This window comes from Prochlorococcus sp. MIT 1323, assembly GCF_047304905.1.
Taxonomy (GTDB): Bacteria; Cyanobacteriota; Cyanobacteriia; order PCC-6307; family Cyanobiaceae; genus Prochlorococcus; species Prochlorococcus marinus_D.
Window position 1 is genome coordinate 1,935,724 of sequence record NZ_CP138973.1, and the last position, 19,551, is coordinate 1,955,274.

At 48.6% G+C, this 19,551-nt stretch carries 22 protein-coding genes; 8 read left to right on the top strand and 14 right to left on the bottom strand.

What is annotated here, in order from left to right; genetic code table 11:
- Positions 1 to 3: 3 nt before the first annotated feature.
- The 4 genes from SIB68_RS09380 to SIB68_RS09395 all read right to left on the bottom strand — a co-directional run bounded on the left by SIB68_RS09380 (position 4) and on the right by SIB68_RS09395 (position 6,939).
- The gene (locus SIB68_RS09380; RefSeq protein WP_063400020.1) at positions 4 to 1,128 is read right to left on the bottom strand and encodes an NHLP bacteriocin system secretion protein; all 1,125 of its coding nucleotides are present in this window, start codon (positions 1,126 to 1,128) and stop codon (positions 4 to 6) included.
- Complete coding sequence (locus SIB68_RS09385) at positions 1,125 to 3,875, bottom strand: ATP-binding cassette domain-containing protein (protein WP_236068910.1); 2,751 nt, start codon at positions 3,873 to 3,875, stop codon at positions 1,125 to 1,127. Before SIB68_RS09385 ends, SIB68_RS09380 begins: the two co-directional genes overlap by 4 nt.
- Before the next feature lie 4 nt (positions 3,876 to 3,879).
- Positions 3,880 to 4,908, bottom strand: a complete 1,029-nt coding sequence (locus SIB68_RS09390) for a cyclic nucleotide-binding domain-containing protein (RefSeq protein ID WP_063400021.1) — start codon at positions 4,906 to 4,908, stop codon at positions 3,880 to 3,882.
- 921 nt (positions 4,909 to 5,829) lie between these two features.
- Positions 5,830 to 6,939, bottom strand: coding sequence for an FAD-dependent oxidoreductase (locus SIB68_RS09395; protein ID WP_063400022.1), 1,110 nt, complete (start codon positions 6,937 to 6,939; stop codon positions 5,830 to 5,832).
- A 120-nt stretch (positions 6,940 to 7,059) separates the two neighbouring features.
- Between SIB68_RS09395 and gatB the strand changes: the two genes are divergently transcribed.
- Positions 7,060 to 8,547, top strand: coding sequence for an Asp-tRNA(Asn)/Glu-tRNA(Gln) amidotransferase subunit GatB (gene gatB / locus SIB68_RS09400; RefSeq protein ID WP_063400023.1), 1,488 nt, complete (start codon positions 7,060 to 7,062; stop codon positions 8,545 to 8,547).
- 185 nt (positions 8,548 to 8,732) lie between these two features.
- Here the strand turns inward: gatB and coaE are convergent, their stop codons facing one another.
- Positions 8,733 to 9,386, bottom strand: coding sequence for a dephospho-CoA kinase (coaE, locus tag SIB68_RS09405; protein WP_063400024.1), 654 nt, complete (start codon positions 9,384 to 9,386; stop codon positions 8,733 to 8,735).
- Between coaE and argJ the strand changes: the two genes are divergently transcribed.
- The 5 genes from argJ to SIB68_RS09430 all read left to right on the top strand — a co-directional run bounded on the left by argJ (position 9,385) and on the right by SIB68_RS09430 (position 12,457).
- A complete protein-coding gene (gene argJ, locus SIB68_RS09410; protein WP_081215492.1) occupies positions 9,385 to 10,668 on the top strand; it encodes a bifunctional glutamate N-acetyltransferase/amino-acid acetyltransferase ArgJ in 1,284 nt (427 codons plus the stop codon). The two genes, coaE and argJ, sit on opposite strands and share 2 nt — an antisense overlap.
- A 410-nt stretch (positions 10,669 to 11,078) precedes the next feature.
- A complete protein-coding gene (locus SIB68_RS09415) occupies positions 11,079 to 11,351 on the top strand; it encodes a hypothetical protein (RefSeq protein ID WP_063399016.1) in 273 nt (90 codons plus the stop codon).
- 176 nt (positions 11,352 to 11,527) lie between these two features.
- Positions 11,528 to 11,755 carry a CCRG-2 family RiPP gene (locus SIB68_RS09420; protein WP_063399027.1) on the top strand — a complete coding sequence of 76 codons (228 nt, stop codon included), beginning with the start codon at positions 11,528 to 11,530 and terminating at the stop codon, positions 11,753 to 11,755.
- A 106-nt stretch (positions 11,756 to 11,861) separates the two neighbouring features.
- Positions 11,862 to 12,032, top strand: a complete 171-nt coding sequence (locus SIB68_RS09425; RefSeq protein ID WP_155724839.1) for a CCRG-2 family RiPP — start codon at positions 11,862 to 11,864, stop codon at positions 12,030 to 12,032.
- Positions 12,033 to 12,202: 170 nt separating this feature from the next.
- A complete protein-coding gene (locus tag SIB68_RS09430) occupies positions 12,203 to 12,457 on the top strand; it encodes a hypothetical protein (RefSeq protein WP_063399028.1) in 255 nt (84 codons plus the stop codon).
- A 13-nt stretch (positions 12,458 to 12,470) separates the two neighbouring features.
- Here SIB68_RS09430 and SIB68_RS09435 read toward each other — a convergent pair whose 3' ends face one another.
- The 5 genes from SIB68_RS09435 to SIB68_RS09455 form a co-directional block, all read right to left on the bottom strand.
- Positions 12,471 to 12,773, bottom strand: a complete 303-nt coding sequence (locus tag SIB68_RS09435) for a hypothetical protein (RefSeq protein ID WP_063399029.1) — start codon at positions 12,771 to 12,773, stop codon at positions 12,471 to 12,473.
- 291 nt (positions 12,774 to 13,064) lie between these two features.
- Positions 13,065 to 13,790, bottom strand: a complete 726-nt coding sequence (locus SIB68_RS09440; protein ID WP_063399030.1) for a calcium-binding protein — start codon at positions 13,788 to 13,790, stop codon at positions 13,065 to 13,067.
- A 203-nt stretch (positions 13,791 to 13,993) separates the two neighbouring features.
- A complete protein-coding gene (locus SIB68_RS09445) occupies positions 13,994 to 14,983 on the bottom strand; it encodes a hypothetical protein (RefSeq protein ID WP_063399040.1) in 990 nt (329 codons plus the stop codon).
- Between the two features lie 176 nt (positions 14,984 to 15,159).
- Entirely contained in the window at positions 15,160 to 15,549 is a 390-nt protein-coding gene (locus SIB68_RS09450) for a hypothetical protein (RefSeq protein WP_155724840.1), read from the bottom strand.
- Positions 15,550 to 15,720: 171 nt separating this feature from the next.
- The gene (locus SIB68_RS09455; protein ID WP_063399032.1) at positions 15,721 to 15,927 is read right to left on the bottom strand and encodes a hypothetical protein; all 207 of its coding nucleotides are present in this window, start codon (positions 15,925 to 15,927) and stop codon (positions 15,721 to 15,723) included.
- 193 nt (positions 15,928 to 16,120) lie between these two features.
- Between SIB68_RS09455 and SIB68_RS09460 the strand changes: the two genes are divergently transcribed.
- Positions 16,121 to 16,450 (top strand): hypothetical protein, encoded by a 330-nt coding sequence (locus SIB68_RS09460; protein ID WP_063399033.1) that lies wholly within the window; start codon positions 16,121 to 16,123, stop codon positions 16,448 to 16,450.
- 46 nt (positions 16,451 to 16,496) lie between these two features.
- On the opposite strand, the gene SIB68_RS09465 is transcribed toward SIB68_RS09460, so the two are convergent.
- Together SIB68_RS09465 and SIB68_RS09470 are read right to left on the bottom strand one after the other, a co-directional pair.
- Complete coding sequence (locus SIB68_RS09465) at positions 16,497 to 16,688, bottom strand: hypothetical protein (RefSeq protein WP_063399034.1); 192 nt, start codon at positions 16,686 to 16,688, stop codon at positions 16,497 to 16,499.
- Positions 16,685 to 17,320, bottom strand: a complete 636-nt coding sequence (locus SIB68_RS09470; RefSeq protein ID WP_081215451.1) for a recombinase family protein — start codon at positions 17,318 to 17,320, stop codon at positions 16,685 to 16,687. Before SIB68_RS09470 ends, SIB68_RS09465 begins: the two co-directional genes overlap by 4 nt.
- A gap of 458 nt (positions 17,321 to 17,778) precedes the next feature.
- Here SIB68_RS09470 and SIB68_RS09475 point away from each other — a divergent pair, with 458 nt between their 5' ends.
- The gene (locus SIB68_RS09475; RefSeq protein WP_413681829.1) at positions 17,779 to 17,931 is read left to right on the top strand and encodes a hypothetical protein; all 153 of its coding nucleotides are present in this window, start codon (positions 17,779 to 17,781) and stop codon (positions 17,929 to 17,931) included.
- A 24-nt stretch (positions 17,932 to 17,955) separates the two neighbouring features.
- Here the strand turns inward: SIB68_RS09475 and SIB68_RS09480 are convergent, their stop codons facing one another.
- Positions 17,956 to 18,267 (bottom strand): hypothetical protein, encoded by a 312-nt coding sequence (locus tag SIB68_RS09480; protein WP_063399036.1) that lies wholly within the window; start codon positions 18,265 to 18,267, stop codon positions 17,956 to 17,958.
- 237 nt (positions 18,268 to 18,504) lie between these two features.
- A complete protein-coding gene (locus SIB68_RS09485; protein ID WP_063399037.1) occupies positions 18,505 to 19,053 on the bottom strand; it encodes a hypothetical protein in 549 nt (182 codons plus the stop codon).
- Between the last annotated feature and the right edge of the window lie 498 nt (positions 19,054 to 19,551).

A 19,551-nucleotide genomic window follows, 5' to 3' on the forward strand; every position in this document is an offset into this window, starting at 1 on the left:
CCCTCAGTAGATCCCACTGAGATTTCTCAATAGAGGGATCACATAGCTGATTGGCCGCCTTTGCTCTACAAGCACTCTCAGCGTTGTGGGTGTGCCTGCTGTGAGCTGTAGGTCTGGCCCTTTGCTGCCGCCCCAGTCATAACCGCTAGGTGTTGTGGGGTCTTTGGTTAAGGACGTAGTTACTTCGATCAGTGGACCTTCGTCTTTGGTATTGATGGCCTTGAACAGTGATTCTTTGTTGTAAAGCCGATTGATGACGGCCTCTTTGCTGACTGGTAAACGACGCACTTTGAGGATTTCAGCTTCGATGCCACCATGGCGTTGTGCTTTGGTCGTTGTTGGTGTCACGCGAACTGGCTGACCGATACGAAGGCGTTTACCATCTTTTGCTGGGAAGAAGGCCAGGCTTTCAAGCGTATTGGCGTCTTTGTCTCGCTCAAGTTCAAAGAGTGTGACGCCTGGTTGCACCACTTGCCCTAATTGGACATGGCGGTCAGTGACACAGCCTGCTAGAGGTGCTTTCACGGTGGCTGTTCGTGCAATTTGTTGTTCTAGGGCAGCAATTTCGCTTTGTTTCTGATTAATTAATTGCTCACGTTGGTTGTTACTTGTCTCTAGGTTGTATAACAGTTCAGAGAGTCGTTGGACTCTTTGATCCCATTCGACTTGACTTACCGCATTCTTTTGAAATGCCAATTTCCAGCGTGCTGTGCTTTCCCTAAGCTCATCTTCCCGTTGGATAGCAATGAGGTCTAAACTTGCATCATTGGCGATTAGAATCTCAAGTTGGTTGTTTGCTTTTTGTTGTTCCAGCTCTAATTGCACTGGGTCAATGACGGCTAGAGGTGTTCCTTGCTTGATGCAATCCCCCACATTGACTTTGAATTCTTTGATGCGGCCATTAGTTTCGCTTTGAATCCATTGTAAATTTTCTGTTCTAATTAGGACGCCACGCCCTTCGATTCTTACGGGTAAACGGCCAAATATTGACCACAGCAGAATGCTAAGACTGAACCCCAATAGTGAGATCAGTAAAAGCCAGTAACTTGGCCTGAGCAATTCAAGAGGCTGGTCTAGTTGTTCAGGGCTGGATAATGCATCCAGAGCATTTTTTCGAAACAGGCTCATGAAACCTGCCTCTCCATTAAGCGGGCAAATAGCCCAGCTTCATTCATCAGACTTTCGAATGTGCCTTGTTGCTGCACTTGACCTTTCTCCAGCACAATGATGCGATCGGCGTGGCGAATTGTGCTCAGCCGATGGGCGATGACCAAACGTGTGATGCTTAGTGTTTCAAGGCTGCGACTCACAATTCCTTGGGTGTGATTGTCCAGGGCGCTTGTGGCTTCATCAAAGATCAGAATTCGCGGTTGCCGCACCAAGGCGCGGGCGATGGCAATTCGTTGGCGTTGGCCACCTGAGAGGGTCCCCCCTCCCTCAGAAACAATGGTTTGTAGTCCCATTGGCATTTCGCGGATGTCGTCTGCCAGGCCTGCCATCTCAGCAGCAGCCCAGGCGTCCTCTTGATTGATTAGGCATCCTCCGGCGATAGCCTCCATCAGGCTGCCGCTGAATAGGCTATTGCTTTGTAGCACTGTGCCAATTTGACGCCGCAAGCTTTCGAGGCGTATGCCATTCAGCGGCTGATCGTCATATCTGATTTCTCCGTTTTCAGGCTTGCCAAATCCCAGCAGCATGCGCACGATTGTTGATTTGCCTGATCCTGAAGGACCCACCAGAGCGATGAATTCCCCTGGGTTTGCTTTCAGGCTCACCTTATCTAGAACCAGCGGCAGATCTGGGGCATAGCGATAACTCACGCGGTCGAGTTTGATGGCTCCACGCAGCTCGGCTGGTTCGATGGCTTCATCGAAAACTTCTGGTGTGGCTTTCAGCAAAGGCTTTGCTCGTTCATAGAGGACAGGCATATCGAAGGCTGCAACTGCAAGCCCAGCGAAGCTGGCCATGCCTCCCACAAATGTTCCGAAGGCTGAGAAAAACCCAAGTAACTGGCCAGCGTTGGGTGCATTGAGTGCAGGGGTCATCGCGGCATCAGCGATCAGTTTTGTGATCACGATGTAAAGCAGCAGGTTGCCAAGGTTTGGCATCACACCCTGCAGGAGTGCGGCGGTTGCTTCTTTGATATCCAGAGCATTTTCTAGAACCACGACGCGTTGGAAGTGTTCTCCCCACCAGCGGGCGGCCGCAGCTTCAGCTCCTGCTAGACGCAGTTTCGATACAGAGCTGATGAGCTCAAGATTGCGACTTTGGGCTTGGCCTTCGATCTCCTCCTGTTGGCGTTTTAGAGGGCGAGTTTGCAGACCGATTAATGCTGTCGGCAGAAGCACCATCATGGAGATTACTAGCGCTAGCAATGTCAACTTGACGCTGATCCTCAACATGAACAGCACATAAATACTGGTGAGCACTACCTTGACCAGACCCCCTTCCAAGAGGTTTTGGATTTGACTGCGCAATTGCTCTAGTGCATTAAAGCGGAGTTGAAGGTCGCCGATGTTGTATTGACGGAAGAAATCCGTCGGCAGGCTTAGCAAGTGCTTAATACTTGCCAGCTGGAATTTTGCCCCCCCTTTTTGTTGGGTGATTTGGAAAGACCGGCTTTGGATCCATTCCAATGCCACTCGTGTGATACCAGCAGCGATAAGAATTAGGCCTATTTGCAGCAATAGAAGAAGGTCTCTATCGGGCAAAGCCGAGTTTGTAATTATGGTGTTGAACATGGGGGTCAGCAAGCTCAGAAGAGTTGCCAAAAACATCACGCCAACTCCGATACGGAAGCCGCCACTGAGTAGTCCAAGGCATGCCCCAGCTGCCAATCCGGTGATCCCCATCCCGAAGATCCAGCGCGCAGCACCGACCTCTCGGCCAATGGCAAGTAAGAAACCTAATGTGATTCCCAAGAGCAGGCCACTGATTACAAATCTGGCGAGATTGTTTGGTTGTCCATAGGTAAAACGCAAAAGCCCCAAGGTGGTTAGATCCTTGGTTTGGAATTTGGGACTGATGGCCATCACCCTTGGATTTAGCTCTTCAAGTAGTTGGCTTGCTTGGGAGAGGGGTATCGGCTTTGCCATTCGCTCGGGAGCCCAGACGCGATAGCCGTTGGCAGTGGAATGAAGGACAACTGGGCTTGTAGGCGTCTGCTCGAGAAAACCGATGAGGTCCCCGCAATCTTTCTCCAGCAGGTTGTCGTTGAGCAGTACATCCCGTCCGATTAAACCTGCCGATTCCAGAATCAGCAGTAGCCTTGAGCGCGGGTCAGGCGTGTTTCGAATTGGTGCCTTCGCTGATGCTGAGCCTTGTTGGGCCAGGGTCGCGACGCAGGCCAGAAGAGGATCTTGACGAACAGTTTCTTGTAGGGGCTGATGTTGCTGGCTCTGGCTAGTTTGACCAGCTGCCTCAAGACTGCGGAATAGATGTTCTTCGCTTTGTTGGCTCAGAGGCTCATGACTGTGTTGTCTTAAGTGGTGTTGCTCCCAGGCTTGTTGATGGTGGGCTTCCAGAAGGTTTGCTAGAGCAGTTTCGCTGGAGTTTGTTGTCTCAGGACGATGGCTAAGTTTCTCCCAGAGCAACGCTTGCAGAATTTTCAGCCCTTCCTGTTGTTCTGGATCTGAGCTGTTCAGCGACGTCAACACACTGGTAGTGATTGCTTTGATGCGAAGGTGGCTGGTGCTATTGAGACCATCAATAGGTAAACCAGGCAGGATTGCGCCTTCATTAAGGCTCATCAGGCCAACTCTTGAGCGAAGGGATCCTTCCTTAGAGCGTTGCTCAAGGATCAGTCTTATCTCTCCCTCAGTAACCTTCAAAGGATTAGAGGGCCATGGTTGCTCTTCACCGGGTAGCAGTTTCAAGAAATCAGCCCTCCTTATCCTGAAATTGTCTGCACAGCCAGTCAAAACGCAACCCGGCTGAACTGATGGCCGAGAGTTGATCAAGACCAAGCTGTTCGTTGTCGATGATTTCCTCGGCTATGCGGCTTGCTTCAGCAAATCCACGGCTGAGGAGTTGATCACGGCTGCGTTGGGAGAGCATGCGTGCGATGCCTTTGTAGAAACGCTTGGCCAGCCTCGGATCTGCGTTGAGGGTCATGCTGAGTTCCTCTTTGTCGAGCACCAGTAGCTCTAGGCCTGTGAGTGTGTCCACATTGGCGGTGGCTCCGGCTGCTTGAGGGTTGAGCATTGTGAGCTCACCGAGTAGTTCACCGCGTCGAGAGCTGCCTACCGATTGCCAGCTCCCGTTTTCAGTGATACTTATCCTGGCCTCACCAGCGAGCAGCAGATAGAGGCCAGGCACATTATCTCCCTCTTGAAGGAGAACGTCTCCAGCGACAAGGCGTTTGAATTTACCGGACCTGGCGATCCAGGCGACATCCTTCTCTTCGAGTTCTGCGAATAGCACCAGAACTTTGCGGAGGGGTTCCTGGTCAGTCTCGGCAATACGATGAACCCAAGCGTTTTGGCCTTGCACTTGGAGGGCCAGTTTTTCAGCGATGAGGCGATAGAAGAGATGGCAAATGAAAGCCTCGGATTGATTGATTGACTCCAGAGCCTCTCTAGGGATTTGGAGCAGACGACTTCCTGGACCAGCATCAATGCTTGCCACTGCTGGCCGTTCTTCCAGCCAGCTCATCTCTCCCACCAGGTTGCCTGCTTTTAGGCTGGCGAGTGACAAGCTTCCGCCATCAGCTTGCTTGGTGCAAACCGTGATTGGTCCTGACTCCACTATAAACAATCCGTCCGGAGTGCTGCCTTCTTCGATCAGACGACAGGAGGTTGTGATTTCCCTGACGACAGAGACATCACGAATCCAGGCCAGCAGCTTGGAATCTGCTTTTTCAAAGATGTTAAATGGCAAGACATTCCCAGTCACAATTTCATTGTGCATTTGATTGGACCTTGTTTTGCCTGAAGGTGAGATTCAGATACTTTGCTTAAACTTTTCATCAAGCTCACAGCTCTTTTTGGGGCAAGTCAATGCTGCAAGTAGAAGATTGAGAGGTTTAGTAGATTTTCAGAGGAGATGGCTTGCATTGACTTATTCAGATGGGATCAGGCTAATGGTATCTTTGCGCTCAAAAAACTCTACACTGGTTGCCTTGGGGCTCCCTTTGGTGGCACATTGCGCTGTGATTCAGGCAAGTCTGCTGCCATGATTCATGGGCAAGTTGATTGTTGAGGCAAGCAGGTGTTTGCCTATTGATGATTGGAGGCCTGAGCCTCGGCAGAAGTCTTGGTTTTTCGAAAAGCAGTTTGATGTTGTGATTTGGCTGAGCCTGTCGTCATGCTCATGTACTGGGACTGCATTTTGCCGCAATGACTCGCGGGATGATTGGCATCTTTCGGATGTTTTAATCTCATCGAGTTCCGGTCAGTTTTTTTGGAGAGTTTTCAGCCCATGCCTATGAACGGCTTGGTCATTGTACTGTAGGTGAAATGTGGTTTTAGATTTATAGTTTAGATCTATGGCTTTGTAAGATTAAGGGATTCACGCAAGCCTATCTGCTTGCTGTTTTATGATTTTGCAGATAGGCTAGGGAAATGGCTTTGTATTGTTTATGCTAGCAGTTAGCATTTGCTAATGCTTGGATAATTTGCTATTGCTCAAGGAACCTTTGTGATCCTTTGATATTATAATCTATTACTTACATTTCCTATGGTGTTGAAGATGATGACTCGCTACAATGGAAATAGCATTCTGCAGCTTGATGGTGTTGATTGAATTGCGATTCTGCTCAGATTTCTGAGGTTGATTGCTGACGAGGAATTATTATCATGTCCCCATGACTGCATGGTTTAATTCGCATATTTACGCCGTAAATCGATTCCACTGAAATGCTTCTAAGATTTGAATCTGTTCTGCGTTGATTCCCTTGCCGCTGATGCATGTTTCGATTAATTCAGCTGTTATGGCGGCGAGCAGGACTCCATTACGGTGATGTCCAGTTGCCAGCCAGAGGCCATCAACGGATGAGCGGCCCAGTAGTGGCGCTCCGTCAGGCGTGCAAGGTCGGAACCCCCACCAACGTTCCATCGGTGGCCATTGGCTTGCTTCTGGCAGGAGAGTGTCAATGCCGGCTTGTAGTTGTTGTTGGCCAAAAGGGGTGAGACCTTCCATGAAACCGGCCTCAGGCTCGCTGGTGGCTCCCACCACGAGTAGCCCATCTTCACGAGGTACGAGGTAAATGCCCGGACCAAACACAATTCGCTTCAAGCTGTCCCGTGGCCCTTGGAGCGACAGCATCTGACCCTTCACGGGCACGATGGCTAGGGCTGGGAGCAGTTGGGCACTCCAAGCACCGCAACAAAGCACAGCCTTGTGACTGGTCAGCGTGTGCATCTCCCCTTCAGCGTTGCGCATTCTCACCCCTCTGAACGTATGGCCGTCTCGCAGGATCTCCTGTACTTCTACGCCTTCTTGGAAGCGAACGCCCAGGCTCACACAGGCTGTCTCCAGTGCCCGCATCAATCGTCGGCGATTGTCGATTTGTCCGTCTTGGCTGAAGAGCAAGCCGGCCTGCCAGTTAGGTCCAATTCCTGGTACTTCTCGCTCCAGGCCCGAACGATCGAGGGTCTCACCTAAGTAGGCGGTGGGATAGAGATCTCGCTGCGTCGCTGTGGCGAAGGGCACCACAATCCCGCATTGGCGCAGACCGCAACAGAGGCCGCTGTCGGTTTCGATTTGGTCCACCCAGGATGGGATGAGATCCAGGCTTAATTGGCCTAGCCGTAGTTGCTCTCCGCTGAGGCCTTCAGCATGGGGTGCAAGCATGCCGGCCGCAACGAAGCCAGCGGCCTCATTGCGGCGTCTGCTGAGTACTTCTACTGCGCTGCCGCGCCGCGCCAATTTGTGGGCTAAAGCTAGGCCCATCAAGCCGCCTCCCAGGATCAGCACTGATTCAGTACGCATTGCTGCCATGGTCAACTGAATGAACAGTCCAGATCAGTTCAGTGTTTCAGCCTGTTGACCCAACTTCGGCCATGTGAGGGAACCTTTCCATAGGATCAAGGACATATAACCAGTAATTGGAGATCGGCAATGACAGCGGCCACCAGCTCGGATAACGGCGCATGGGAAGCCGTGATCGGTCTGGAGACACACGTGCAGCTAGGCACCAATAGCAAGATCTTCACATGCGCCTCCACGACCTTTGGCGACGACCCCAACACCCACATCGACCCTGTTGTGTGTGGCCTGCCCGGCACGTTACCGGTGCTTAATCAGATGGTGTTGGAATACGCGGTCAAGGCAGCAATGGCACTCAACCTCAATATTGCCGAGCACAGCAAGTTTGATCGCAAACAGTATTTTTATCCCGATCTACCGAAGAACTATCAGATCTCTCAATTTGATGAGCCGATTGCAGAAGAAGGCTGGATTGAGGTGGAAGTTGCGGAGAAGGGGAAGGATACTTACCTCAAGCGTATTGGCATCGAGCGTCTCCATATGGAGGAGGATGCCGGCAAGCTCGTTCATGCTGGCAGCGATCGACTCGCCGGCTCCACCCACTCCCTGGTTGACTACAACCGGGCCGGCGTGGCGTTAGCTGAGATTGTCAGCAAGCCTGATCTGCGCACTGGGCGTGAGGCGGCGGAATATGCCTCGGAGATTCGCAGGATCATGCGTTATTTAGGGGTCTCTGATGGAAACATGCAGGAAGGTTCTTTGCGTTGTGACGTCAATATCTCCGTGCGCCAAGGGGCCGACGCTCCCTTTGGCACCAAGGTTGAGATCAAGAACATGAACTCGTTTTCGGCCATCCAGAAAGCTTGTGAGTACGAGATTCAGCGTCAGATCAAGGCCTATGAGGCCGGTGAAGCAGTGGTGCAGGAAACCCGCCTTTGGGATGAGGGCAAGCAACTCACCAAGAGCATGCGCTCGAAGGAAGGCAGCAGCGATTATCGCTATTTCCCCGACCCTGATTTAGGTCCGATTGAGGTGATGGCATCGGTACGTGAGGGTTGGCGTACGGAGTTACCAGAGTTGCCGTCGGCGAAGCGTCATCGTTATGCCGAAGAGTTTGGTTTGTCGGTGTATGACGCCAGGCTGCTCACTGATGAGTATGCGATGGCGGAATACTTCGAGGCGGCCGTGGCGGCAGGTGCCGAGGCCAAGGGAGTGGCGAATTGGATCCAGGGCGATATTGCTGCTTACGTGAATGCCAATCGCCTTTCTTATTCCACGTTGCCATTTCGACCGGAGCAGTTGGCAGAGATGGTGCAACTGATCGACGGCGGCAAAATCAGCGGCAAGATCGCCAAGGAAATCTTGCCTGAGTTGTTGGAGAAGGGTGGTTCAGCGAAGGCGATTGTTGATCAGCGCGGTCTGGGGATGATCAGTGATCCGGCGGCACTCACAACGATTGTGGAGGAACTGTTGGCGGCTCATCCTCAGGAAGTAGAGGCCTTCCGCGGCGGTAAGACCAAGCTGCAGGGTTTCTTTGTTGGTCAACTGATGAAGAAGACTGGCGGCAAAGCTGATCCCAAGCTCGCCAATCAGATCCTCAGCAAGAAGTTGAAGGGTTGATGGCTGCAGTTGATCGCTTCAGTTGAGCTCACTCGTCGATCATTAACTGTGCTGGTGCGTGGCGAACCTTGGGGATGTTGAGGTAGTTAATGGTTAACACAAGCGATAGCGTTCACCATTAGTTATTGGATGAGCCTTGTTTGCTACCTGTAGTCATAAAGTGTTCTCATCTAGTCCATAGCTGCTTATTGCTGTTCTTGCCTGAGTGCCTGGTCTACAACCTGTTTCCAGCTGTTTGGCGAACCACTGTTGTCGATCACCAGATCGGCAAGATCTCGCTTTTGGCTCATCGGCCATTGAGCTGCGATTCGTCGCTCTGAGTCTTGGCGCGACAGTTCGTCGCGATTCATCAACCGTTGGCATTGTTGAGTAGAGCTGCAATCCACTAACCACACTTCACTGCACAAATCAGTGAGCTTCGCTTCAAATAGCAAAGGGATCATCAGCACGACCGGTGTTGTTTCAGTAAGGAGAGCCAAGTCAGCCTCAAATCGCTGACGCACGATTGGATGCACGAGCTGCTCTAGCCAATAGCGCTCGGCGGCATCGTTAAACACGATCTTGCCGAGGGCAGAGCGATCGAGGCTGCTTTCATTGTTCTGGCTGTCTGCCGCCACGGCTTTGCCATATCGCTGCAGCACAGCCTTGGTTGCTGCGCTGCCAGGGGCTAGGGCCGCGCGGGCGTATAGGTCAGCATCGAGAAAAGCAAGGGCGTGTTGCTCAGCGAGGTAGTGGCCAACGCTGCTCTTGCCAGTGGCGATACCGCCAGTTAGGCCGATGCGTCGTTGTGATTTAGACCAAGGTGGCTGTAGCACCGTGCTAATCGGCTCGGCAGTCATGATGAAGGTGGAGGATGTGTTTAGTTTGTCTCCTAAGGCCGTGAGCTCTGCGCTTGCTTCCCTTTGGCGCCCCATCCAAGGTGGTGTATCGGCCCCATTGGGTTTTCAGGCTGCAGGGATAACGGCTGGATTGAAGGACTCTGGTAAGCCGGATCTGGCTTTGCTGCTAGCTCCAGAAGGTGCTGTTTGTGCAGGGACGTTCACCACGTCATTGGTGCGTGCAGCTTGTGTTGATCTTTGTGTGGATCATTTGCAGGCTTGTGGTGGGAAGGCACGGACTGTGTTGATTAATTCTGGCCAGGCGAATGCTTGCACCGGTCAACGCGGTTGGCTCGATAGCATTCGAGCCACTCAGGCTCTGGCTGATCGACTTGAGCTTCCAGTTGAGCAGGTTTTGATTTGTTCAACCGGTGTAATTGGTGTACCGATCCCGATAGACACTCTGCTTGCAGGGTTGGATCCCCTTGTGGAAGCACTTAACGATGAGGGTGGTGCGGAAGCGGCCGGCGCAATTCTTACGACCGATGGAGTTGAGAAACAAGTTGCTCTCGAGGCTGAGCTTGGTGGGCGTTTAGTTCGTATCGGCGGGATGGCTAAGGGATCAGGAATGATCCATCCTGATATGGCAACGATGCTGGGCTATTTTAGTTGTGATGTCGGTGTTGCAGTCGACGTTTGGCAAGCGATGCTGAAGCGGGTTGTTGATCGCTCCTTTAATGCGATTACGGTCGATGGTGATACCAGCACCAATGACTCTTGTCTGGCTTTTGCTGCTGGTGAACCTCTAGATCGAGAACATCTGCAGGCTTTAGAGGTTGGCCTTTTAGTAGCTGCCCAGCAGCTCGCCAAGGCCATCGCTCGTGATGGTGAAGGTGCAACCTGTTTGTTGGAGGTTCATGTGGAGGGTGTTGCGAGCGATGTTGAGGCCTGCTGCATCGCACGCACGATTTGTGGCTCTTCTTTGGTAAAAACGGCAGTACATGGTCGTGACCCCAACTGGGGGCGAATCGTCGCGGCTGCAGGGCGTGCTGGTGTGGACTTCGACCCTGCAGCCGTAGCCCTTTGGTTGGGCCCTCATCAGTTAATGGAATTTGGTCAGCCGTTGTCTTTTGATCGGATAGCTGTATCTCGCTATATGCAAGAGCGGGTTGATGGCGCTTATTTAAGTGATGACACAGTGAGGATTCGTTTGGTTGTTGGTGATGGGTCTGGCGATGGCATGGCTTGGGGCTGCGACCTTTCGGATCAATATGTGCGCATCAACGCCGATTACACTACCTAGGCGGAGATTCATTGTGTAGAAAGGCATTTGAGCTGATTGGATATCGCTGGTAACGCAGTGGTAACAGTTGTAAAAGACGTAGTGCTCATTGGATCCTTCGCTCTGGTGCTCACGACTCAACGCACATTGTTCGCTCTAACAGATCACGTCTCAAGGAAATAGACGTGCGTTGCAGGGTGGCTATGGGGACAATGAGGGCCGTCTACATACGTTATATGGCTTCAGAGATTTGTTTCATGAAACCTCAGCTCGATCTGAATTTATTTTTTTAAAAATTTCTAATAGGACCTGTGACCAACATCACAACTAGCAATGATTGGAGTCAATGACGTATAAGAGAAATTGGCAGATGATGTGTTTGTCGGCGGAAGAGATTCCAACGAACTTAAACACACTACTTATTTTTAATCATGACTACTTTTAAAAATCAGATCACCGAAGCTGAATTTGAAGCACTCGTTATGAGTGAGCTTGAAGACATGGAGCTAACTCCTGAACAACTGGCATTCGTAACTGGTGGAGGCCTCTGGTCTTGGGTTAAAAAAACAGCCAAGAAAGCAGCAGACTGGGTCGAAAGTACTTTGGGTGATGGTGATGGCGAACATGAAGTGAGTGACTACATTGACGAAGTCCTTGCGGTTATTGGTTTCCTATCTAGTAAGAAAAGTGACAAAAAAGACTGACCCCTTCTAGACAGGAAGTGTCTTTATCACCCCGCCATTGAGCGGGGTTTTTTGTAGTCTTTTCAGCATGTAATTAAGATCACAGTTGAAGATGACTGAGATCATCACATCTGTTGCTAATTTGGGAGATAGTGTGTTCATCCGAGGGATAGATCTCTCACAACCCATTCAAACCAATGACAAACAACGAACTTACGATTGAAGAGCTACAGGGAATTGCAGGTTGCGGTACTTTTACTGGCAATGCATTAAGGTTGGATAAGTCTTCTACTAAGTTTGCTGATAGGAACCAAAGCAAAGCAATTATCAATCCAGATTCCATGTGTGATCCTATTCATAAAGTTGGATTGCGAGGGATAGGCGACGCCGTCGAACGCGCTGTTGCAGTACCGGCCTTTCTTTAGTCTCACAATAACAAGTACAAGATTAGAACAGGTCTAGTTTCTATTATTGGTGATGAAGGGTAAATAGCCCTGACCAATCCTCACATTATTCAACCAATCCAAACCAATGACTAACAACGAACTTACGATTGAAGAGCTACAGGGAATTGCAGGTGGATTAAGTCCTGGAAATTGTGTTAGTGCTCTAACTAGTAAAGAAGGTACAGTGGTAGATGGGATGTGCACAACATGGTTAAGTGCTTACCTAGCAGAAATTAAGTTCCCTGTCCTTGACTAAATAACAGAAGTAAATCGTCTTAAAGTGGATGGTTAAATAGAGATATCAGGTGTAGCCAATCCCCAATAACCAATAGAAACACTATATAAACTCAAGCTGGTTCATCTACTATTACAGTCATAGCAATTCTTCTGAGGTTAGCTATACTCAGGAAAGAGTATTTACACCTAATGACTGACCCAAAAGAAAACGAAGAAATCAACGAGGAACTGTCAACTGACGACTTGAAAGCTGTTAGTGGTGGGTTGAGGGGTCAGGGTTCATCTGGAGACACAGTGAAGGGGGGAAGTTCAGAGGATTTGCTAGCTGGACAGGGTTCAGGTTCAGGGCTAACAAAAGCTGATTTTGAAAGAGCTAATAAGATAGGTTTTAGTCAAGTCATAAGAGGTGACCAACTTGCAGCGTCAGAAGACGCTCTGAGATAATAAGGTGTAGAAGCTAGCCAATCCTCACGTTATTTAACCAATCTAACATTTCCTGCTTTTGTTTTTTGAGTTCTGCTGGTGATGTCTTACCAGGCTTAGCTGGATTAGTTTTTGTATAAGGAGCCTCCAATCGGTTGGCTCCTTTTTTATGTGTTTGCTTTACTGGCTGTTTAGGGATCTGTTTGATTGGTTTATTAATGGTAAGTGGTTGCTGCGCTTTCAGTTCATGTATTTGTAGCTGTTCTATTTCAGGGATAAGTAGCTGTTGGACTTTCAGTTGCCTTCCCTTAATTGAGTTTACTTGGTTACGTGCCATTGGTAAATATATTGTGGATAATGAGCCGAAGATGAATTGCACATCGAAAGTAGATCAGTCCACCCTTCTGAAGTACTTGTATCTATACCGGCTCTAATGCCTATACTTCTTTTGGAAGGATTGTAATTTGAGATTTCGCTTGCCTTTACTTTATTTTCTCTATTTAGCTAAACTTGGATGCGACTCTCTTTTTATTTATTCATTTGTCAAGCAAATTATAATCTGTAACTTATTCGTTGACAGGGTTGGGCAATCGGATTCCTGCAGTAGTTGGTTGGTATATGTGGTTGATTAGACGAGGAAATCACCTACTGCTTGAATGTCTCCGGCTGCATTGTCTACTCGACAGAGTAAGTCAGCTCCAAGATAAATATGGGCATGACCGAAGGCATTGATGATGTTTAGGCCACTTGTGCCACTATCGATTTTAATTCGATCTTCTCCATCTGCGAAGTCTTTGATAGTGTCCCAACCGGCCCCTTTGATGATTCTGAACGTATCACAGCCTGATCCTCCATACATTTTGTCGCTTCCAGTGCCACCATCTAGAAAGTCATTCCCGCTATCACCATAGAGGCTGTCATTACCTCTACCACCGTAGAGACGGTCAACTCCATTTGCACCTTTGAGTCGGTCATTTCCCGTACCACCAAACAGACGGTCATTCCCTTCATCACCGCTTAGACGGTCATTCCCACTACCACCGTAGAGAAGGTCATTCCCTATAAAACCCAAGAGAAGGTCAGGCCCGCTCCCACCGTAGAGACGGTCAAGACCACTTCCTCCAATAAGCCAATCATCTCCTCTACCACCGTAGAGTCGATTATTCCCACTACGATCTTCAAGGTAGTCACTACCATAACCACCATAAAGACGGTCATTCCCGATTCCACCGAAGATTCGATCATCTCCCCCAGCACCATGGAGGTAGTCATTCCCGCCTCCACCAAAAATTTGGTCTGCTCCGTTGCCGCCAGATAATACGTCAGAATTGATGCCTCCATAATATACAGTCATGGCACTTGCTAGGTAATTTTGTAGGGAGAATGATTGCTCTCAATAGAAAGAGTATTTCATCCCTTAATGATTCGTGCGGTGATTCTAATCACAACTTTCTGTGATAACTTGCCAGGTATCGATGGTTGTTTCAAGCCAATAGTGAGGTGTTTCAAGAAATAAAAAGCCCCCGCTTTTGCAGGGGCTTTTGGCGGGTATCCTCTTCAAGGACAGTCCATCTCATAAGGAGGGTCACAAATTGGCTGATAAATTGGCTCACTGGTGTCGTGCACCCTTACATCCCGATTGGCTGGTGTTGCAGATAACGCCTGAATTGCAGGCATCACTGCTGGTTCACTCTTGCTTGGTGCTCCATAACCATTGCTTCCAAAGCGATATTTAATGTCTGCCGTAAAGCGTGTATCAAAGGCTTCGTCGTAAGAAAGATTGGCGCCAAGCGTTAAACCATTGCTGATGTTGTAGGCGAGTCTTCCTTTAACACCAGAACCATCAGCATCATCGAGATCACCTTGCTGGTAGTAATAACCAACAGAAGCATTGAGATCAGGTGTGATGCTGTACCCAACATCCAAGCCATAGGTATCAAGAGCACCACCTTTGTAATGGCTGTTCAGCTTGTGTTCGACATCACCAATAGGAACCAGTGCATAGGCATTGAAGTTCCAGGTGTCTGAGACTGCTTCTAAGCCTGCAGCAACCTGAGAGAAGAAGACATCACGCTTATCAAAGACATTGACGCTGGTATCAGCATCACCTGTATTCATTGGCCGGCTGTCATAGCCAGCATTGATGCCATACATCCAAGAGCGATCACCATTGAGCCAGCGATAGCCAAGCCTTGTTGAAGTGCTGATCGTGGTACCCGCAACATCGGTATTAACGATGCTGCTTTCACCATCTCGATCAGAGAAGTTGGCATTGGCTAAGGCATCGATAAACCAAACGCTGTTCTCGCCAACGGCAATGGGAAGAAAGGCACCAATGCCGGCTTGATTGGGTGTGCCTGCTCCTTGCAGTGCTCCTTGGAACCCCCAGTTGAACTGCACAGCGTCTTTGAGGTTGATCTCCATCACGCCTAGATCTGCGGCACTGCCCTCTTCTTTTTCTTGAGCAGCAACTGGCTGAATCGGAGTATTGGCTAAGGCAAGAGCAGCAGCAGTAAGCGATAAGGAGAGGCGGAGGGAACGCTGCACGGGGATTGAACGATTAAAAGTGCTCTCATTATCTGGGATGTGTTTGGTTGCAGCTATCAACCCACATCAACTTCAGCAATTGGTTTGTCGTCAGTGGCTAAGCCAAGTGAGATCTTCATTCGTCAACTCCTTCTGTTCAAGTAAGAGCTAGTGAAGGAAGTTGTATTAAAGTCAGATCAGTTAACTTGATCTGTTGGTTGCTGTTGCACGGGAATATTTGCTGATGCACGACCTGTGCGGAATCTCCATTTTTGATAATCACTAATAATCCCTGTTGCGGACTCAAAGATCACACCTGTTGCAAGCAGAAATACAGCGAACTGCAAAATTGGATCTAACCTCCACCCTTGAAAGAATACGATTAACCCCGCCAGTGGAAGCATCAGCATTCTTCCAAGTGATTGAAAAACAAGAAAAATGCTTTTCCCTATAACGGTAGGAGAAGTGTCTGCTCTTCGTTGCAGGACAAAAAATAACTGGAACAAACCTAAAACTCCTGCAGGTATACCCCAAAGGAAAACTAGGATTCCAATAATGCTGCTCCAGTTCAGTGACGCATTAAACATTGAATTTTTTACGCTTAATTATTTTTAGCATTCTTTTTGCAATTAGAACATTTTCTAAAATAAAGATTCACGCTCATCTGCTTTCCTTTTGCCCTATGGGTTCAACTCAGGTGCGGGATGAAATATTTAAGCTTGCTGTTAAAAACGTCAATAAAAATTCTGCAAGAAAGTTTAGTCGCTCTTGAGTAAATAAAGAACTTCCAAGTCTTGCATTGATTCAGCTACCTTGCGCCTTAGAAATGTTAAAGCATCGCCATCCATGCTTGATTCAGAAATCATTGCTTCTGACTGTTGGATGGCATGTTCTAGGTTCTGGATTTTTATTTCCAGAACCTCTTTATCCTTTCTGCATTGGTCCAGCGTGTAGGCATCAATCATAGGTCAGCATGGTGGATTTGATGAATAATCGATCGTTCAAGTATCAAGGTAACTACAACTCCTTTAAAGAACATAAACCAAAGCAATCCATAGTCATACTTAGAAATACCTGTGCTCCATCCATTAACAATTGAAGACTCCAAAGCATCTATTGATAGAGGTATGCCTTAGAGACCCTTTGCGCCCCTATCAAATGAAAACCAAAACAGGTCTGCTTCTACTTGCTGGGGTGCTTGCAATCACAGCAGTCCCATCTATAAGTTCTTCTATCGCCACACCGGCAAGACAGCAGTTCCAACTCACAGCAGGGCAAAAGGAGTTCATCAGGCAGTTTGACGAAGCAGTTGGAACAAAGGTGCTTCCCCTTGCTTCAACGCCTGTTGCTGCGCCTTTCATCAAGGTTGCTTCTATTGCTTGTGGAGATAATGAACTCCAAAGAGATGCTGTGTTTGCTCTGGGGGCAACAGAGTGGCAGGCACAAGACGCTACAAAGAGATTTCAGACACTCTTTTGTGACAATTAGGTCTCCTTAAAGTTCTGCCCTCCAACCCAGAAATTGACTTGGACTTTCATTTCTCTTCCTGATACATCGGGTTCGGAACAGGGATCTGAATGTTCAGGTGCTTGGGGATCTTTATTGGTTCTTCCTTTGGGTCTAACCAGTTCGCCGCCATTCGTAGTGCATTTGCTGTTGTCTCTCTTGCTTGAGGTGTAGACCACAGAAGAGCAACGATGACAGCAAGTAGAAGAGTTTTGATCATGCCGTCACGATCTCTTGCTCCACGATGATTCTTCTAATCGTCGATAGAGCAAGACCCGTTTGCTCTCTGATGGACCTGTAAGAGCACCCTTCCTTTCTTAGGCGTAGGACAAGACCTTCTTTGACGCGACTGGTCTTCGGTCTACCTCCCAAGTTCCCGCCTGTTTCTTTGCGGTGTTGGATGCTCTCAATGGTTCTCTCTCTGGTCAGTGAGCGCTCTACTTCTGCAAGACCAGAGAGCAGACCAATAAGCACAGGAGCGAATTTCCCAAGTCCTCTTGTATTGATCAGTCCATCAAGAGTTCTGATGTGAATGCGTTGCTGCTGCAGGTCATGGATGCGATTGACCACTTCAACCTGAGTCCTGCCTAAACGGTCCATCTTTGTGACCACCAACTCATCTCCTTCATCGAGTGCACTGAGTGCTGCCATCAGTTGAGGTCGTTCTTTCTCTTTGACTGTTGTGCTGATCGTTTCTTGGAATACAACGCAGCATCCTTCTTTTTTCAGATCAGTAACCTGCCCTTCTGTGGTCTGCCCTGAGGTACTGACGCGGGCATAACCAATCGATTTGTAGTTGGGTTTATCCATGAATGATGGTCTCTCGAACTTGCGCTTTTGGAATTTGCCCATGCCCGTTCCAAAAAAAGGGTGTTTTACCTGTATTTCTACTTTAACAATCAGAACGCCTTAATGGAACAGATTTGACTTCGTTTCACTGGATTTGAGGGATGACTGCTTCTTTGCCAAAATGATCGCTAACCGAACGCTTATTGGAACATAAGAAATAGGCACTACTGCTCATACCCCTACTCAACCTCCGTGCTTAGACCTTTATTAGGAGTCCGAGGACGTAGAGACCCTGAAAACCTGTCCTGGACTTGAGGGCATCCAACGCGGGTGCCCTTCTTCATGTCTTGCAGTTACTGCCAGAGGGGAGAGCACCTCAACAGTAAATGCCCTCAATGGATCATGAGAAGGGAACTGGAGGTTGGATGGGCGCCTGAAGTTGCATAGCAAGAGGTATCGGTAGAAGATCAGATGCATTCAGCAAACAAGCAACGATGTCTTTAGTACCTCGCTGGGAAGTCATGACTGATGAGGCAAAGGCAATCACCAAGCGGATTGCTGTGTCTGCGGTGGTACTGCTGCTTGCCCTTTGGATTGTTAGAGCACTGATTCCGTGGGTGATCGTCGCGATCTGCGGTTACTGGGCATATCGGTGGTTGGCGAAGAGCAGTTAAGAAGGTTGGGGTGCCATGAGTTGCTTAGTTGTCGTCGATATAGGGATCCCGCATCCAGTCATTACCCAATGCACCTTTAAGTCGCTTCCTGCCTGTCGAGAGTGCTTCTGTTGCGCGCTTGGTGTCGTAGTGGAAGTAGTGCTCTTGGATGTATTGGATTGAGGTGTCGCAGTTGTTGCAGACCGTGGCAATGGGTACACCTCGCTCTAGTGCAAGGGTGATCCAGGTGTGCCGAAAGGAATACCAAGTCAAGGTTTTGCCAGTGTGTACATCTGCTTTACGGCAGTTGTTGGAGTCTTCTGCTGACCAGGTAGCGAGTCCAGATTCCACCAGCATTTCGAGGAGTCCATCACGCCAGATTCGAGAACTGAGTGCTTTGCCTGTGCGTTGATTGCAGAAGAGGAGAGCGTTCTTCTTTTTTGGTTTACAGGCGCTCCTGGAGGTCTCTTGTGGGCAAGAATAAAACTTTCCTTCAGGGAATTTTAGGTTTCCGGGAATATTTAACTCCTTAAAGATTGCATTCCCTTGGCTCTAAGTATTGCTATGGAGAATTGGCCCATCAGTGCTTAGAGATTATTTAATTTTCATTAGCTTGGAGTGATCCTTTGGCTTGAGAGCTAAAGATAGGTTTTTGTAGTCGTTTATGAATTGATAGGAGCCAATCTTTCCATTACGCTCATAGCTGACAATCCATAGCTGATCTAGCTCGATTGGATTTGGTACTATATCTGCCCCGCGAAACTTATTTACTTGACTCATTTTTTCTGTTGCAGATATAAGAATTAACCCATCAGGTAGTTCAGCTGCCCAGTTGAATTTTCGACTAATTGGCGCAAACCCTTTGCTCCATTCTTGGAGTCGCTCAGTGAGTTCATTTATATTGAATGCCTGGCCAGTTGTTGAGTAGTAGATGACATCAGAGGATAGATATTTACTCACAGCAGCATTTGGGTTGACTTCTGTTTCCCTAACATATTCCAAAAATGCTTTTACTCTTTTATCGTTGGAGTCAATAGGCTTGGCGTCAGCTTTTGAATTGTTACTTGCTAATGCAGAGAGGCCTTGTGCCCCAATGATAGACCCAGCAAAAAAACTTCCTATTAAATCACGACGTAAGATCATTGACATCTTCGTAATAGTATATAAATATATTCTATGCGCCGGAGCTGCTTTTTCTCGTCATTGCAATATTTTTTAAATACATTGAGTATTTATAAATTACTCATTCTCTCGAAGTCAAGGCATGGGGCAGCAGCACCAGCAAGCGATAGAGGAAGACGAAGAGAACGGTGCACTGGGATTGAACGATTAAAAGTGCTCTCATTATCTGGGATGTGTTTGGTTGCAGCTATCAACCCACATCAACTTCAGCAATTGGTTTGTCGTCAGTGGCTAAGCCAAGTGAGATCTTCATTCGTCAACTCCTTCTGTTCAAGTAAGAGCTAGTGAAGGAAGTTGTATTCAAGATGGTGGTTCACTCGCTCGCTTTGCTCGCTCGTTCACCGCACGATCAGCAATAGGGATCTAAGGAACTGTTGTGTCTTTAGTAAATGGTGTGTGGTCCTTATGAGCAGAGCAACCTCTCCAACCTGTTCATCAGATGAGTGTGGTGTTGGTAGA

Coding starts and splice junctions, on each gene's coding strand:
- SIB68_RS09465 (WP_063399034.1), bottom strand. CDS start 16,688: ATGATCAAAACTCTTCTACTTGCTGTCATCGTTGCTCTTCTGTGGTCT.
- SIB68_RS09475 (WP_413681829.1), top strand. CDS start 17,779: ATGACTGATGAGGCAAAGGCAATCACCAAGCGGATTGCTGTGTCTGCG.
- SIB68_RS09420 (WP_063399027.1), top strand. CDS start 11,528: ATGACAAACAACGAACTTACGATTGAAGAGCTACAGGGAATTGCAGGT.
- coaE (WP_063400024.1), bottom strand. CDS start 9,386: ATGACTGCCGAGCCGATTAGCACGGTGCTACAGCCACCTTGGTCTAAA.
- gatB (WP_063400023.1), top strand. CDS start 7,060: ATGACAGCGGCCACCAGCTCGGATAACGGCGCATGGGAAGCCGTGATC.
- SIB68_RS09455 (WP_063399032.1), bottom strand. CDS start 15,927: ATGATTGATGCCTACACGCTGGACCAATGCAGAAAGGATAAAGAGGTT.
- SIB68_RS09440 (WP_063399030.1), bottom strand. CDS start 13,790: ATGACTGTATATTATGGAGGCATCAATTCTGACGTATTATCTGGCGGC.
- SIB68_RS09415 (WP_063399016.1), top strand. CDS start 11,079: ATGACTACTTTTAAAAATCAGATCACCGAAGCTGAATTTGAAGCACTC.
- SIB68_RS09435 (WP_063399029.1), bottom strand. CDS start 12,773: ATGGCACGTAACCAAGTAAACTCAATTAAGGGAAGGCAACTGAAAGTC.
- SIB68_RS09460 (WP_063399033.1), top strand. CDS start 16,121: ATGAAAACCAAAACAGGTCTGCTTCTACTTGCTGGGGTGCTTGCAATC.
- argJ (WP_081215492.1), top strand. CDS start 9,385: ATGATGAAGGTGGAGGATGTGTTTAGTTTGTCTCCTAAGGCCGTGAGC.
- SIB68_RS09450 (WP_155724840.1), bottom strand. CDS start 15,549: ATGTTTAATGCGTCACTGAACTGGAGCAGCATTATTGGAATCCTAGTT.
- SIB68_RS09485 (WP_063399037.1), bottom strand. CDS start 19,053: ATGATCTTACGTCGTGATTTAATAGGAAGTTTTTTTGCTGGGTCTATC.
- SIB68_RS09470 (WP_081215451.1), bottom strand. CDS start 17,320: ATGGGCAAATTCCAAAAGCGCAAGTTCGAGAGACCATCATTCATGGAT.
- SIB68_RS09395 (WP_063400022.1), bottom strand. CDS start 6,939: ATGGCAGCAATGCGTACTGAATCAGTGCTGATCCTGGGAGGCGGCTTG.
- SIB68_RS09480 (WP_063399036.1), bottom strand. CDS start 18,267: ATGCTGGTGGAATCTGGACTCGCTACCTGGTCAGCAGAAGACTCCAAC.
- SIB68_RS09390 (WP_063400021.1), bottom strand. CDS start 4,908: ATGCACAATGAAATTGTGACTGGGAATGTCTTGCCATTTAACATCTTT.
- SIB68_RS09380 (WP_063400020.1), bottom strand. CDS start 1,128: ATGAGCCTGTTTCGAAAAAATGCTCTGGATGCATTATCCAGCCCTGAA.
- SIB68_RS09430 (WP_063399028.1), top strand. CDS start 12,203: ATGACTGACCCAAAAGAAAACGAAGAAATCAACGAGGAACTGTCAACT.
- SIB68_RS09425 (WP_155724839.1), top strand. CDS start 11,862: ATGACTAACAACGAACTTACGATTGAAGAGCTACAGGGAATTGCAGGT.